The following is a 16,127-nucleotide window of genomic DNA, read 5'->3' as shown; positions in this document are numbered from 1 at the left end:
CTAGTAACGACCCCGTTTTGCTCGCAATAAAGGGGCTAACGCCATTGGCCCTAGCCCCTCATTTTCAACTCTAGGTACCTTTTAATTTCGCCGAGCAAATGCGATTAAAATCGCATTGATCCCGAAAATCGTAAAGTAAACACTCACCAAAATATTAAATGAGATAATTGCAATCATCGGATTAAAGATTAACAAGATCCCTAATGCTAAGCTGGCAATATCCAAAATCAATGATAAGACGTAATATCCCATACCAAAGACTTTTAAATGTGAAACCACCGTCAAACGTTCAATTGAATCAATTAAGAACCAGAACGCAAAGACATACCCTAAGACCAAAATACCACTAGGCGCATGGAATAAGAATAGCAGGCCCACCAAAATATCAATAATCGCAAAAACCAAGGCGAAGTTAGCTCGTAACCCCGTTTCGCGACGTAGCTTCGTATAACCAGCAATCGTCGTAATCCCACTAATGATTGCCGCAATGGCAAATAAGAATACCAGGCTTAATAACGCAGCCTTAGGTTGTTTCATAACAAAATAGGCAGCAATGAAGAACACGATTCCAGTCATGAATTCGCTCCAGTCAAAGCCCCAACGATGATCATTAAACATACGCAATAACATCTCCAATTCTCTTTGATTCTATCATACCAGTTCATGAAAGAGTTTCCAATTGTTCTAACAACCTTAAATAAACCCTAACTTAGACCGTGGTGGTAAATTTTACAGCCGTGCCATATGCGACAACTGATTGAATATCGGTGCCAATTGACCCGGAGTCAAATCGCATCATCACGACGGCATCCGCACCTAGCGCCGTTGCATTAGTCCGTAATCGTTCTACCGACATAGTACGCGCTTCATTTAACATTTTGGTATAATCTTTGACTTCGCCACCAACCACATTCTTAAGTGATGCCCCAATATCGCGGAAAAGATTCTTAGACTGCGTTGTGACTCCAAAAACTTCACCAATAATTTCATAAGTTTGGCCGGGAACTTGTTCCGTGGTCGTCACTAAAATTTTTGTCATTTGATAACCTCCTTTTAATACTCTCAATATACCGGTTTAAGTTAATTGTGACAACTAATTAAGCAATAACAGGCTTGGAAAACAAAAGAGGAGTCTGGGCTTTTGCCCAAACTCCACACTAATAATCAACTGACCTGCTAATCTTGGTTTGTTGCTGATTGATACGCTGCCAACTGGGTCCGAGCACGTGCTAACTCAAGCTTGATTTGGTCAAAGCCCGTCCCACCCAAGGAATGCCGTCGTTCAACAGCCACTTTAGCATCCAAATCATGATACACATCCGCTTCAATCAACGGTGAAATCTGTTGATATTCAGCTAATGGAATATCCTGTAATGGCCGGTGTTTCTGCAACCCATCTAACACTAACTTGCCAACAATCGCATGCGCTTCTCGAAACGGAATACCCTTATTAGCAAGATAGTCCGCCAATTCCGTCGCATTGGAAAAATCATTAACCGTCGCTTCTGCCATCCGGTCCTCATTCACAGTTAAGGTCGCCAGCATCCCCGTAAAGACGTGCAAGCTGGTCAACACAGTAGTCACCGTGTCAAAAGCGCCCTCTTTATCCTCTTGCAAATCCTTGTTATAAGCCAACGGAATTGCCTTCATCACGGTCAACAGACTCATTAAGTTTCCGTAAACTCGACCAGATTTCCCGCGAATTAATTCCGCCATATCAGGATTTTTCTTTTGCGGCATGATGGAGCTCCCCGTTGAAAACTGATCGCTCAAACTAATATACTTAAATTCATAGCTACTCCAAGCAACTAGTTCTTCACAGAACCGCGATAAATGCATCATTAAAATGGCGGCATTACTTAGAAATTCAAGCACGAAATCCCGGTCTGAAACAGCATCCAAACTATTATGGTAAACCGCACTGAACCCTAGTAATTTGGCACTATACTCCCGATCAATTGGGAAGGTCGTCCCGGCCAAAGCCGCTGCGCCCAATGGTGAAATATCAGTATGTTGCTGATTGAATTCAAATCGTTCCATATCACGCTTGAACATTTGATAGTACGCCAATAAATAGTGCGCATAAGAAATGGGTTGTGCATGTTGTAAATGCGTATAACCAGGCATAATCGTTTCAACATTTTCGCTAGCCTTATCAACCAACACGGTCTCTAACGCTTGTAAACGATCCAAGACTTGTGGCAACTGATGTTTCAGATACAAATGAAAGTCAGTCGCTACCTGATCATTCCGCGATCGCGCCGTATGCAACTTACCGGCTACCGGTCCGATTTCAGCCGTCAATAATGCCTCAATATTCATGTGAATATCTTCATTGACCGTATCAAAGGTCAATTCACCAGCCGCTAACTGTTCGGATAATTTTTCCAACCCGGCGACAATTTGATCAACTTCATTGGCTGGTAAAATACCAGTCTTTTTAAGCATCTTAACGTGCGCTAATGAACCGGCAATATCTTCGGCAGCTAATAATTGATCAAAACCAATCGAAGCACCGAATTCATCTACGTACTTGGCACCGGTTGCTGTGAATCGGCCACCCCATAATTTTTTCGTACTCATTCGACATGTGCCTGCGTCGCTTGTGCATCAGCTTGTGCCTTCGCTTGAACCTGCGCATTAACTTGCGTTGGTAGTCCCCAAAGCTTGATAAAGCCAACCGCCGCTTGTTGATCAAATTCATCAGCCGCTGTATAGGTGGCTAAATTCTTATCATACAATGAGTTTGGTGATTTCCGGCCTTCAGTGATGACATTTCCTTTAAATAATTGAACCCGGACCACACCATTCACAACGGCCTGCGTCTGCTTCAAGAACGCCAACATGGCATCCATTAATGGTGAGAACCAAAGGCCATTATAGATTGTATCGGCTAACTTTTGTTCAATTAAAGGTTTGAAATGAGCTAATTCACGTTCAAAAGTTAAATCTTCTAAATCTTTATGAGCCTTTAGTAAAACCGTTGCAGCTGGGGCTTCATAGACTTCCCGTGACTTAATCCCGACTAACCGATTTTCAATATGGTCAATCCGGCCGATACCATGTTCACCGGCAATTTTGTCCAATTTAACAATCAAATCAGCTAAATTTAAGGTTTCACCATCTAATGCGACTGGTACCCCAGCTTCAAACGTGATCTCTAAAGTTGTCGGTGTATCGGGTGTGTCGGCTAATGCATTGGTCCGATCAAAAGCATCAGCAGGCGCACCTTCCCAAGGATCTTCCAAAATACCACATTCATTAGCCCGGCCCCAAAGGTTTTCATCAATTGAGTAAGGACTGTTTAATTTGATTGGCACCGGAATGTTGTGTTTTTTAGCATAGTCAATTTCTTCTTCGCGTGACCAGTGCCAATCTCTGACCGGCGCTTCAATCTTGATATCTGGCGCTAAAGCATGGATGGCAACTTCAAAACGAACTTGATCGTTCCCTTTACCTGTACAACCATGCGCAATGGCAACCGCGTGTTCTTGCTTTGCTAAGGTTACTAATTTTTTAGCAATCAATGGTCGTGATAAGGCTGAAACTAATGGATATTCACCTTCGTACAAGGTATGCCCTTGTAACGCAATTAAGGCATATTCGGCGGCAAATTCTTGCTTTGCATCGATCATGTATGACGAAACGGCACCTAATTGTAAGGCCTTCGCTTTAATCGCTGCCATATCTTTGCCTTCACCCACATCAATACAGCAAGCGACGACATCATAACCTTTGTCTTTTAACCAGCTAATGGCAACCGACGTATCTAATCCACCTGAATAAGCAAGAATAATTTTATCATTTTGTTTGACCATTGATTTATACCTCCATAATTTTAAACATCGCTTCTCAATGACAGTATCGTACCACCCATTTTAACTTTATGCAATGATTTATATAAAATATTCAAGTAAAACGAAATATTCACTTTAAAAACGGTTATTTATACATTTATTCATAAATTAATGTATTTTCGTTCTCATTTTAAACTAAAAAGTTGTCATAACCGACTGGCTATGACAACTTTTTTTATATTAAATTTTAAATCTATTCAACCACTTGACGCACAAATGGATCAGAAGAAATCCCTTGTGATAAGATCAGCTTTGACCATTCCTTAGCTGAAAATAGTGAGTGATCTTTATAGTTCCCACAACTATCAATCGTTGTGCCTTGAACGTCTTCCCACTTGGCAGGGCCTGCAATAAATTCTAAGGAAGATTTTAAGGCTTTTGCCACTTCTTCAGTACTGTGTTCGCCCCAAGTAATCAAATGAAACCCAGTTCGGCAACCAAATGGTGAACAATCAATGACGCCGTCCATCCGATCACGCAATAACCCAGCTAACATGTGTTCGATAGTATGCAACCCTGCGGTATCAATCGCCGTTTGATTGGGTTGAACTAACCGTAAATCAAAGTTAGTGATGGCATCACCCTTGGCACCATGTTCAACTGTGATCTTACGCACGTAGGGTGCTAAAACTTTCGTATGATCTAATGCAAAACTTTCTACTTTAGCCATTTTGAAACACTCCTCTAATTAAATTCTAATAACATAGTTAGTGTACCACAAACCTTGGGTTATTTGGTTACCGGAGTTGTCTGTCGAGCAGCATCTCGCACTAAGACTGACTTCAAGTATTGACCAGTATAGCTTTCAGGCACAGCGGCAATTGCTTCTGGGGTCCCAGTCGCCAAGACTTGACCACCACCCGCGCCACCTTCTGGCCCTAAATCAATCAAGTGATCCGCCGACTTAACAATATCTAAGTTATGTTCAATAATCAAAACTGTATTGCCGGCATCCACCAAGCGTTCCAAAACGCCGATGAGTCGACGAATATCTTCGCTATGCAATCCGGTCGTTGGTTCATCCAAAATATAGAAATTCTTCCCAGATTGTTGTTTGTGCAATTCTGATGCCAACTTCATCCGTTGGGCCTCACCACCAGATAGTGTCGTTGCTGGTTGGCCTAACTTAACGTAACCGAGACCAACATCCACTAAGGTTTGCAATTTCCGTCGAATTTTAGGAATCGGTTCAAAAAACTTAACGGCTTCTGAAGCGGTCATCTTTAAAATATCCGCAATGTTTTTCCCTTTGTATTCAACTTCCAAAGTTTCAGAATTATATTGCTGCCCATGACAAACTTCACACGGCACAAAAACATCGGGTAAAAAGTTCATTTCAATCTTTAGAATCCCGTCACCATGACAAGCTTCGCAACGGCCGCCCTTAATATTGAAACTAAAGCGCCCCTTTTGATACCCGCGAAGCTTAGCTTCATTAGTTTGTGCAAATAAATCCCGAATATTATCGAAGACGCCAGTATACGTCGCTGGATTACTCCGTGGCGTACGGCCAATCGGACTTTGGTCAATATTAACTAAGCGTTCAATATTTTTGACGCCACTAATTGAGTGATAGGTCCCGGGCTTTTCTGAATTATGATTTAATTTTTGGGCTAAAGCACGCTTCAAAATATCATTAACCAGCGTTGACTTACCTGATCCAGAAACCCCGGTTACGACGACTAATTCACCTAAGGGAAAGTCCACATCAATTTGCTTCAAATTATTTTCAGCCGCACCAGTAATTCGAATCTTTTTGCCATTACCAGGCCGCCGCGTCGCAGGTACTGGAATGAATCGTTTGCCGGCTAGATATTGACCCGTTAATGATTTACGGGAGCGGGCCACTTGTTTTGGCGTCCCAGCGGCCATGACTTCACCACCATTTTCACCAGCGCCCGGTCCAATATCAATAATGTAATCCGCCGCTCGCATCGTATCTTCATCATGTTCAACTACGATTAGCGTATTGCCTAAATCACGCATTTTCTTTAACGACTTAATTAACCGATCATTATCCCGCTGATGTAACCCAATCGACGGTTCATCCAAGATGTACAACACACCTGATAGATTCGATCCAATTTGAGTAGCCAAGCGAATCCGTTGGGCCTCGCCCCCAGATAAGGTCCGAGCAGCACGACTTAACGTCAAATAAGATAAGCCCACATTTTGTAAGAACGTTAACCGATCACGAATTTCTTTTAGAATCGGTTGCGCAATGACTAATTCTTGCGCTGATAACTTCAATTGTGCAAAAAAGTCGAGTTCATCCCCGATAGCTTCCGCTGAAACGGTGCCTAAATGTTGACCACCGACCTTAACTGCTAAGGCTTTCCGATTCAAGCGGAAACCATGGCAAGTTTGGCAAGTTAATTCTGTCATGTATTTACGCATTACGTCACGTGTGAAGTCACTACTGGTTTCCCGGTAACGACGATCGACGTTATTGATAACCCCTTCAAAGACAGCATCCACATCACGCACACCGCCAAAATCATTTTGATAATGGAAGTGGAATTGTTGACCTTCCGAACCAAATAAGACCGTCTGACGGTCAGCTTTGCTTAAATCTTCGTATGGCACATCCATCGGAATCGACAACTGTTCACAAGCTTGCTTTAACATCTCGGGATAGTATTGTGAACTAATCGGATTCCAAGGTGCCAAAGCCCCTTCGGCTAATGTCAGGCTTTTATCTGGAACCACTAAATCTTCATCAACTTCAAGCTTAACACCTAAGCCTTCGCAATCAGGACAAGCACCCTGGGGCGCATTAAAGGAGAACAACCGTGGTTCAAGTTCACCCACCGTGAACCCACAGACTGGGCAAGCATAGTGTTCAGAAAACAGAATTGGGTCGCCACCGATGACATCTGCAATCGCATAGCCCCCACTTAAACGTAGCGCCGCTTCAAACGAATCAAATAACCGTGAGCGTTCACCCGACTTGACCACGATACGGTCAATCACAATTTCAATAGTATGTTGTTGATTCTTATTCAGTTCAAAGGTTTCCCCGATATCATGAACCTCATTATCAACTCGGACACGCACAAAACCTTCACGCTTGATCTTTTCAAAGATCTTTTTGTGTTCGCCTTTTTTTTGACGCACCACTGGTGATAGAATTTGTAGTTTAGTCCGTTCAGGTAATTTTTGCACCCGATCAACCATTTGTTCAACGGTTTGACTAGCAATTAACGTCCCATCATTCGGACAGATTGGTTGCCCAACCCGTGCCCACAACAAACGTAAATAATCGTTAATTTCAGTGACCGTACCGACCGTTGAGCGCGGATTCTTGGACGTCGTCTTTTGATCAATTGAGATTGCAGGGCTTAACCCATCAATTGAATCAACATCCGGCTTTTGCATTTGCCCTAAGAATTGCCGTGCATACGCTGACAGACTTTCAACATAGCGTCGTTGCCCTTCTGCATACAATGTGTCAAATGCCAGCGAACTCTTACCGGAACCGGATAGTCCCGTCACGACTACTAATTTATTCCGCGGAATCGTGACATCAATATTTTTTAAATTATGGGCTCGTGCCCCGTGAATGACAATCTTATCGTTCGCCAAAAAAATGACCTCCTAGCTAATCTGCGCTTTTAATTCCATGACAGTATCGCGTAACGTTGCAGCCTGTTCAAAGTCTAACTTCTTAGCCGCCGTCTTCATCTGTTCCTCTAACTTACTAATCATATCGAGTTGTTGTTCATGGGTCATATCATCAAAATCTGTTTCTAAGAAATCATCCTTTTTACCGGTATCAGTCGTTGCTTTCGTCGAGGCAATCAACTCTGGGATTGATTTCTTAATCGTGTGCGGTGTAATGTGATGATCATGATTATACTGCTCTTGAATCTGCCGCCGCCGGGCAGTTTCATCCATTGCCGCTTGCATGGAAACGGTGGTCTTATCAGCGTACATAATGACCGAGCCATGTTCATTCCGTGCAGCACGGCCAATAGTTTGAATTAACGAGCGTTCATTTCGTAAAAAGCCTTCCTTATCGGCATCCAGAATAACCACTAATGACACTTCCGGAACGTCAATCCCTTCACGCAATAGGTTAATCCCAATTAAGACATCAAACTTACCTAACCGTAAATCACGAATAATCTTAGTTCGTTCCAACGTCTTGATATCACTATGCAAGTAACGCACTTTAATGCCTAAATCTTTCATATAATCCGTTAAATCTTCGGACATTTTCTTGGTTAAGGTCGTGACAAAGACCCGTTCATTACGTTCAACCCGCGCATTAATTTCACCAACTAGGTCATCAATCTGTCCCATAATTGGCCGCACTTCAATCTTAGGGTCTAATAATCCGGTTGGTCGAATAATTTGTTGGACCACATGCTTCGTACGATCCATTTCGTAAGGACCAGGAGTCGCTGACATATACACGACCTGATTTTCGTGTTGTTCCACTTCGGCCAACTTTAAAGGCCGATTATCGAGCGCACTTGGCAACCGAAAACCATAATCCACTAACATTTGTTTACGTGAGCGGTCACCGTTATACATACCACGAACTTGTGGCATCGTCACATGGGACTCATCAACTACCATTAAAAAGTCTTTCGGAAAGAAATCTAATAGCGTATATGGCGGCTCGCCGGGATGGCGGCCATCCATAAACCGAGAATAATTTTCAATCCCGTTGGTATAACCCATCTCACGTAACATTTCAATATCGTAGGTCGTCCGTTGCTTTAACCGTTGGGCTTCCAACAACTTGCCATCCGCTGTTAATGTTTTTAAACGGTCCGCCAATTCAGCATCAATGCCATCAATTGCTTGTTCCATAATGTCATCATTCGTCATAAAATGCGTCGCTGGGAAGATGGCAACATGGTCCCGATCACCAACCACTTCACCTGTTAACGCATCGATTTCTCGAATCCGGTCAATTTCATCACCAAAAAATTCAACCCGCAAGGCGTGATCATCACGCGAAGCTGGAAAAATTTCAACAATATCACCATGAACCCGGAAACGTCCCCGTTGAAAATCAATATCATTACGATCAAATTGAATATCCACGAGTTTACGTAACAACGCATCTCGCTCTAAAGTCATGCCCACTCGTAAAGAAACCACATGATTCTTATACTCAGTCGGATCACCTAACCCAAAAATACTGGAAACCGAAGCGACAACAATCACATCATTTCGTTCCAACAATGAACTCGTTGCCGAATGGCGTAACTTATCAATTTCGTCATTAATGGCCGAGTCTTTTTCAATATAAGTGTCACTGGAAGGCACGTAGGCTTCTGGTTGATAGTAATCATAATAACTGACAAAATATTCGACCGCATTGTGTGGGAAAAACTTTTTAAATTCCCCGTATAGTTGACCAGCTAACGTTTTGTTATGCGATAAAATTAAGGTTGGCCGATTAACTTGCGCAATGACATTTGAAATCGTAAAAGTTTTCCCAGTCCCGGTGGCACCTAACAGAATCTGTTCTTTTTCACCCGCATTTAAGCCAGCCGTTAATTGCTGAATGGCCTGAGGTTGATCCCCAGTAGGTTGATACTCAGAAACCAAATCAAATTGATTATTATCGACACGATCAATCAAAAGCGACTCCTCCTCTAAAAGCTATTTTTAAGTTTCCATCATTAACCGGACTAATACGACTTAATCCCGGTCGTTCGCCATTTAACTGGCGTCGTTCCTCATAAAAAATAGGCAAGCCGTGGCTTCCCTATCACTTACAAAACCGCTATTCATTTTAGCATATCGAACATACTTTCGCCATTAATCAGGTTGCGTCGTTGCGCCTAGAATTTGTTGCGTCAAGGCTTGCATTTTTTCTTGATTGGTAAACGACTCAGCCAACATTTCTGGCAAGACTGCTTGCAAAAAATACTGCACACTTGCCAGTTGTTTGAACGCCACAATGGTTTTCAAACTTTCTTGATAGATTGCCGTAAATACTGATTCCGGATTACCTTTTTGAATTTCACCAAATGATTCATAAAGTAAGTCAATTTTATCCGCTACCGATAAAATTTGACCTTCTAACGTCGCATCTTTGCCTTCCGACAACCGGCGCGAATAGGCTACCTGAAACTCGGCTGGAATTTCATTTTGAATGAAGTTTTGGGACAGCTTATGTTCGACATCCGCTAACATTTCCCGGAGGGTCTTAGTCGCATATTTAACAGGCGTTTTGATATCGCCAATGAAACGCTCATTATAATCATGGTTCAACGCTTTTTCATACAGGGCCCGCCAATCAACTTCCTGCCCAGCATTAGCTTCAACATCCCCTAAGAACTGCGCAATCTCAGCAACCTTAAATGAATGGGCCGCGACTGAATGATTCTGATACTTAAAAAATCCGGGCGCCCGTTGAATCGTTTCTAAATTACTCAAACTTTGTAAATATTGATGCATACCCATTTTTAAACACCGTCCTAACCTCACTTAAATTGGCCTCAGTGTACCAAATCTACTACTGACAAGCAACAAAAAAACGGTTCCAGCAGCCTTGCTAGTCCCGTTTAACTCATTATTTAGTTGATGGTAGCGGCTGTTGCGGCCGATGCAGTAAGAAGGCCATCAAATAAGACACAATTAGGAATCCTGCCACCACAATATACGGATAATGCGTATTCATATCCAATAACATGCCGGACATGATAGGCCCCACAATATTACCCACACTTGTTAGTGACATGTTCAACCCGTTAATCAAACCTTGATTGGACTCGCTGGCTTTAGTCAATAAAGTCGTAATCGCTGGTCGTAATAGGTCAAATGCCGAGAAGATGACCAAAGTTGCAATCATGACTTCCCATTTAGTGTGCGCTTGAGTAATCCAAATGGTACAGATAGCCGCCGCCGCAAAACAAACGCGAATAACACGCCGTTCGCCCCATTTTTGCACAAAAGTATCGAACAACGCTACTTGTAAAAATAACGAAATTAAGCCATTTAAAGTTAAGACCATCGCAATGTTACTTAAACTAAAATGAAAGACTTCGTTAACGTAAATACTGTAGATACTTTCGAATCCTTGCAACCCAAATGAAGAGACTAAAATCATCGTAAATAAAATGATAATCGGCACAGTCCAAAAGGCGCGACTTAACGGATGACTGGCTGGCTCAGCCTTCGAATCCCGCTCTGGTTCACGTTGAGCCAAGGTTTCAGCATCACTCGGGAGTAAGCTTAATAAGACAATCGCACTAATTAAGCCCAAACTACCGGCCACCCAAAATGGTGTCTTATAACTGATTCCTGCTAAAATACCGCCAATCCCTGGACCTAAAATCAATCCACCGCTAAAGGCCGCTGATAACCAACCAATAACCTTAGCTCGTTGTCGCTTGGTTGTAATATCAGAAGCTAAGGCCATCGCAGTTGGCACGACCATTGCCGCCGATAAGCCACCAATCAGCCGGGAAATATTAAACACCCATAACTGATTAGTCAAAGCAAACAAGAATTCTGAAACCATATATAAGAATAGCCCGCCCGCTAAGACTGGTTTACGACCAATGCGGTCAGATAATCGACCAATCAAAGGCGAAGCGACAAATTGCGCCAACGCAAATAAAGCGTTCATAATACCCATATCCGTTGCAGTTAGTTTGAGATCATTCTTAATAAATGGCATTACTGGAATAACTAAACTGATCCCTAAACAAACTAAAAATTCACTAAAAATTAAAATAAAAATGGCTCGTCGCGTTTGGCGTGTCATTAGCTTCACCTCTGGTTGTTTTATTTTTTTCACACAATACGGTCCATCATAACAACCGCCATTGCCCTTGTCTACTTTAAAGCTTGCAACCCTTATCGCCAGACAAACCACCCTAACTTGCGTACAATTAAAGGTATCAAATCCTAAGGAGGTCTGCAAAATGTCCCCTGAATTAACTGGTTTCACTAACTTACAAAAACTTGACCCCAATATTGTCGTGGACTTACGCTATGCCACGCCAAATAATTTTACCCATCAGGTTATTTATGATTTCACTACAGCCATCACCCGGACTGGCACGGCGCAAAAATTAGCCCACGCGAATGCCCTCGTGCAAACACATCAGCTCCGGTTAAAAATTTGGGATGCTTATCGACCAGTCAGCGCTCAAAAACGTTTATTTGAAGCCTACCCTGATCCAGAATTTGTCGCACCGCCCGATCCAAATTTCAGTCACCAAAAGGGCGTTACCCTTGATTTAACTTTGGTCACCGCAACTGGTGAAGACTGTCCAATGCCGACTGCGTTTGATGACTTTAGTCCATTAGCTCATCGAGATGCGCCCCGGACTGCAATTCAAGACCATTATTACCAAATCCTCAACACGGCGATGACTACCGCCGGCTTTGTCGGTTATGCCAATGAATGGTGGGATTATCGAGATGCTGAAATGGCGGATTATCAGCCCCTAGCTGCCAATCCCAATGACTATTAAATAAAAAAGGTATGCCCTGAAAAAATCAGCGGCATACCTTTTACATTCAAGTTCAGCAATCCATTAAGCTTTAATAAAAGCTTGGATGGCTTGGTCAAATTGTTCTAACTTCGTATTAGCAGCATCCAAAGAATCTCCTAAGGTCCCAATATAAAATTTAATCTTAGGTTCAGTCCCTGAAGGCCGAATTGCAATCCAAGTCCCATCGGCTAGCTTATATTTCAAAACATTCGCTGTTGGCAACGCAATTGGCGCTGTTTTGCCAGTTGCAAAGATTTCAACTTGTGATTGGAAGTCTTCAGTTGAAACAACTTGATGGCCCGCAAATTCAACGGGTGCTTCTTCACGGAACTTAGTCATGAGGGCTGCAATCTTATCACTACCACCAACACCATCAAATTCTTCTGAAGTCGTCTTTTCACGGAAATACCCATATTCAGCAAACAAATCTTGCAACCCATTATACAAGTTCTTACCTTGACGTTTGTAGTAAGCAGCCACTTCTGCCAAGAGGACAGTGGTCTGAATAGCATCCTTATCATGCACGAATGGCTTGATTAAATAACCATAGCTTTCTTCAAAGCCAAACATAAAGGTGTGTTCTCCAGTCGCTTCAAAGTGTTCAATTTGTTCCGCAATATACTTAAAGCCAGTTAAGACATTAATCATATCGACGTGGTATGATGCCGCTACCCTCGTTGCAAATTCACTCGAAACAATCGACTTCACCGCAGCAGCGTTCGCTGGTAACGTGCCAGCATCTTTATTGGCTTGTAAGATGTAATGTAACAAGAGCGCCGCAATTTGGTTACCCGTCAATAACACGTAGTCACCATTGGGCTGACGCACTGCTGTCCCTAACCGGTCAGCATCAGGATCGACCGCGATTAAAACATCGGCGCCTTCTTTTTTACCTAATTCAATCGCCATCTTAAAAGCAGATGGAAATTCAGGATTAGGGAACTTAACCGTTGGAAATTCGGGATCAGCAATGGCTTGTTCTTTAACAATACTAAAGTTTTTAAAGCCTGCATTGCGGAGGGCTTTTTCACCCAACATCTGGCCAGTCCCATGTAATGGTGTGAACACAAGCTTCATGTCCTTCCCCACTTCATCAACTAACTTTTGATTGATGGTAATCTTTTTAACTTCAGCCAAGTAATCTTGATCCACATCATCACCAATCATTGTCATGGTGTGATCAGCCAACAATTGAGCTTCATCAGCCACTTCAATGGCAAATAAATCAGTGGCTTTGCGAATATATGATGTGATTAAATCAGATTCCTTAGGCGGCATTTGACCGCCATCTTCACCATAAATTTTATAACCATTGTATTGTTTCGGATTATGACTAGCCGTAATCATAATCCCCGCATAGGTCTTTAGATGACGAACAGTGTAAGATAATTCAGGCGTTGGTCGTAACCCTTCAAATACAAATGATTTAATGCCATGCGCCCCTAAAACATGCGCTGCTTCATGAGCAAAATCGGTAGAATGGTGGCGCGAATCAAAACTAATTGCCACGCCACGGTCTTTAACTTCAGCTGGTAACGTATCCATGAATCGTGCAAGCCCTTCCGTTGCTTGACGAACCGTATAGATATTCATGCGATTAATCCCAGGGCCAAGAATGCCACGCATCCCTGCCGTTCCAAATTCCATTGGCTGATAAAAGGCATCTTCTAACGTCGCTTCATCACCTGCTAAATTCGTTAATTCTGCTTTTAGGCTTGGTTCGAGTGTTGCCTGTTGCTTCCAAGTTGAATAAGTTTCTTTCCAACTCAAGTGACCATCCCCAATTCATATAATTGTTAGTGCTTACAAAAATAGTATACAACATGTGACCCCTTTACAAGTTAAAATTCATGATAAATCTACGTTTGCATCGCAATTTAACCCGCTATCGCCACTATTTCAACTATTATTTCAGTCTCTTTTACTTAATTAATTGGTATAATTAAGTTCATAAGGGGGCTATCATGACTTTTTATTCATACACTTATTTAACGCAACAAAACAGTAACCACACGTTAATTCAACTGGCAGTGATTAGTATTATTATTTTAATTATCGGTCTAGTTAGTTGGCTCTGGTATCGGCATCAAACCGACTTAAAGTATCGTGATTTATTTATTATCATGGTTTTATTATTATTCTTGCTGATTGGGATTCAATTTAATGAGTGGCAGATGTTGCAATCTAATTCATCCCAAAAATCACAAGTTACTCAGATTATGCAACGGGTTGCGCAAAAACATCATATCTCGCGTCACAAAATCTGGTCAAATACGGCAACGGTTAGTAGCGGCATGTTAATTATGATGAATAAAACCATTTATAACGTGACAATTAATCCTGATGGCAATAGTTATACCCTGACCAAAGCCACCACGATTAATCCACAAATTACTTACGTTAAGGGGGACCAATAATGTTTTCATACTGGGATGTGACGATTAAATTAGGCCTAGGCTTATTAACCATCATTCTACAAATTAATCTATCTGGTAAAAGTAATCTTGCTCCTATCAGTGCCCTTGATCAGGTTCAAAATTACGTACTTGGTGCCATCGTTGGTGGGATGATTTATAGCACAAGTGTGACGGTACTTCAATATATTCTAGTACTGTTAATCTGGACACTACTCGTCTTAGTCCTGCGATTTTTGACTCACCATAACCGCTACATTAAAACCTTAATTGACGGTCAACCACAGCTCTTAATTAAAAACGGTGAACTAATGGTCGCAACCGCTCTGAAAAATGGGTTGAGTGCCAATGACTTAACTTTCCGTTTGCGTACTGAAGGCATTACCGATATCCGTTACGTTAAACGCGCGATTCTCAAGCAGAACGGTCAATTAACAATTACGCAAGTTGGCGATGATGTCATCAAGTATCCCTTAATCGTCGATGGTCAATTAGATACAGATGTCCTGGAGAGCAGCGATCATGATTTAGCTTGGCTACAAGCCCAACTTGATGCCAAAAATTATACTCTAAGCGATATTTATCTGGGTACTTATACGAACAAACAACTCTTATTATTTCCCTATCAACACTAAAAGATCACTAGCCATGGCTGTAACTCCGATGCCACAGTTAGTGATTTTTTAATCATTAAACGTTACTGGTAACTGTGGCTTGGCAAATAAGTACCCTTGCCCCCGTGTAATTCGTAAGTTATGCGCCAGTTGCAGGTCAGCTGCCGTTTCAATCCCTTCAAAGGTAAACAGCATTTGTTCGGCTTCTGCCTTTTCAAACCAAAAACGGAGCTCTGAAACTGCTGTTTTTAAATTAGCTTGTCCAATTTGACGACTATTTTGCAATGCGAACTTAATCGTGTTGGCATACGGTAACATCGGTGCAATATCTGCCAACAAATTATCCGAGCCCACATCATCAAACGCAATTAATACCCCCGCCGAGCGATAATCTCGGCTCATAGCCTTTAATACCGCTAAATCCGGCGTACTTACTAATTCAATGGTTAATTGGCGTGGCAATAAATTTTCAGTCACATAAGCATTCAGGTCGCGTTGCATGACCGGATTGGCAAATTGTTTTTGGGTCAGGTTAATTGAAACATTGTGGTACTTTAATTCCTTAACGGCCACATCCAACAACTGGATAACCGCCGCTGGTGTGAGCTCAAAATCAATTGGGATTCCCCAAGTTTGTTGGGCCTCATGCCATTGTCGTAATAATAATTCATACAAAATGGTCTGATTCGTCAGGACATTTTTAATGGGTTGGGCAAAATATTTATACGTTGGCATGGCTGCCTCCTTCACTGTGAGTTAAGGGTCTAATCG

General features: G+C 42.2%; 14 protein-coding genes. 3 read left to right on the top strand and 11 right to left on the bottom strand.

The features are described 5' to 3' along the window. Window positions 1-81: 81 nt before the first annotated feature. The 9 genes from C5Z25_RS09420 to C5Z25_RS09380 all read right to left on the bottom strand — a co-directional run bounded on the left by C5Z25_RS09420 (window position 82) and on the right by C5Z25_RS09380 (window position 11,592). Window positions 82-618 (bottom strand): HdeD family acid-resistance protein, encoded by a 537-nt coding sequence (locus tag C5Z25_RS09420; protein WP_105452879.1) that lies wholly within the window; start codon window positions 616-618, stop codon window positions 82-84. A 91-nt stretch (window positions 619-709) separates the two neighbouring features. Continuing rightward, on the bottom strand, window positions 710-1,039 hold the full coding sequence (locus C5Z25_RS09415; RefSeq protein ID WP_105452381.1) for a heavy metal-binding domain-containing protein: 330 nt from the start codon (window positions 1,037-1,039) through the stop codon (window positions 710-712). 137 nt (window positions 1,040-1,176) lie between these two features. Beyond that, entirely contained in the window at window positions 1,177-2,583 is a 1,407-nt protein-coding gene (argH, locus tag C5Z25_RS09410) for an argininosuccinate lyase (protein WP_105452380.1), read from the bottom strand. Then, window positions 2,580-3,818, bottom strand: a complete 1,239-nt coding sequence (locus C5Z25_RS09405; RefSeq protein WP_105452379.1) for an argininosuccinate synthase — start codon at window positions 3,816-3,818, stop codon at window positions 2,580-2,582. The genes argH and C5Z25_RS09405 overlap by 4 nt, the downstream gene beginning before the upstream one ends. Before the next feature lie 232 nt (window positions 3,819-4,050). Beyond that, window positions 4,051-4,527 (bottom strand): S-ribosylhomocysteine lyase, encoded by a 477-nt coding sequence (locus tag C5Z25_RS09400; protein WP_105449931.1) that lies wholly within the window; start codon window positions 4,525-4,527, stop codon window positions 4,051-4,053. A gap of 59 nt (window positions 4,528-4,586) precedes the next feature. Beyond that, window positions 4,587-7,442 carry an excinuclease ABC subunit UvrA gene (uvrA, locus tag C5Z25_RS09395; protein WP_105452378.1) on the bottom strand — a complete coding sequence of 952 codons (2,856 nt, stop codon included), beginning with the start codon at window positions 7,440-7,442 and terminating at the stop codon, window positions 4,587-4,589. 12 nt (window positions 7,443-7,454) lie between these two features. After that, the gene (gene uvrB / locus C5Z25_RS09390; RefSeq protein ID WP_105452377.1) at window positions 7,455-9,458 is read right to left on the bottom strand and encodes an excinuclease ABC subunit UvrB; all 2,004 of its coding nucleotides are present in this window, start codon (window positions 9,456-9,458) and stop codon (window positions 7,455-7,457) included. A 180-nt stretch (window positions 9,459-9,638) separates the two neighbouring features. After that, the gene (locus C5Z25_RS09385) at window positions 9,639-10,286 is read right to left on the bottom strand and encodes a YfbR-like 5'-deoxynucleotidase (protein WP_105452376.1); all 648 of its coding nucleotides are present in this window, start codon (window positions 10,284-10,286) and stop codon (window positions 9,639-9,641) included. A gap of 109 nt (window positions 10,287-10,395) precedes the next feature. Beyond that, entirely contained in the window at window positions 10,396-11,592 is a 1,197-nt protein-coding gene (locus C5Z25_RS09380; RefSeq protein WP_105452375.1) for an MFS transporter, read from the bottom strand. Between the two features lie 160 nt (window positions 11,593-11,752). Here C5Z25_RS09380 and C5Z25_RS09375 point away from each other — a divergent pair, with 160 nt between their 5' ends. Beyond that, entirely contained in the window at window positions 11,753-12,307 is a 555-nt protein-coding gene (locus tag C5Z25_RS09375; RefSeq protein ID WP_105452374.1) for a M15 family metallopeptidase, read from the top strand. Window positions 12,308-12,370: 63 nt separating this feature from the next. On the opposite strand, the gene C5Z25_RS09370 is transcribed toward C5Z25_RS09375, so the two are convergent. Beyond that, entirely contained in the window at window positions 12,371-14,098 is a 1,728-nt protein-coding gene (locus tag C5Z25_RS09370) for a phospho-sugar mutase (RefSeq protein WP_105452373.1), read from the bottom strand. Window positions 14,099-14,292: 194 nt separating this feature from the next. On the opposite strand from C5Z25_RS09370, the gene C5Z25_RS09365 reads away from it, so the two are divergent. Next, window positions 14,293-14,745 (top strand): DUF3290 domain-containing protein, encoded by a 453-nt coding sequence (locus tag C5Z25_RS09365; RefSeq protein ID WP_105452372.1) that lies wholly within the window; start codon window positions 14,293-14,295, stop codon window positions 14,743-14,745. Then, window positions 14,745-15,377: a DUF421 domain-containing protein gene (locus tag C5Z25_RS09360; protein ID WP_105452371.1), complete on the top strand. Its 633-nt coding sequence runs from the start codon at window positions 14,745-14,747 to the stop codon at window positions 15,375-15,377. The genes C5Z25_RS09365 and C5Z25_RS09360 overlap by 1 nt, the downstream gene beginning before the upstream one ends. A gap of 48 nt (window positions 15,378-15,425) precedes the next feature. On the opposite strand, the gene C5Z25_RS09355 is transcribed toward C5Z25_RS09360, so the two are convergent. Further along, window positions 15,426-16,091, bottom strand: a complete 666-nt coding sequence (locus tag C5Z25_RS09355) for an EAL domain-containing protein (RefSeq protein WP_105452370.1) — start codon at window positions 16,089-16,091, stop codon at window positions 15,426-15,428. Window positions 16,092-16,127 lie beyond the last annotated feature (36 nt).

The organism is Lactobacillus sp. CBA3605 (assembly GCF_002970915.1).
Taxonomy (GTDB): Bacteria; Bacillota; Bacilli; order Lactobacillales; family Lactobacillaceae; genus Lactiplantibacillus.
Note: the sequence above shows the minus strand (reverse complement) of the source record. Positions and strands in the feature narration are given on the sequence as shown.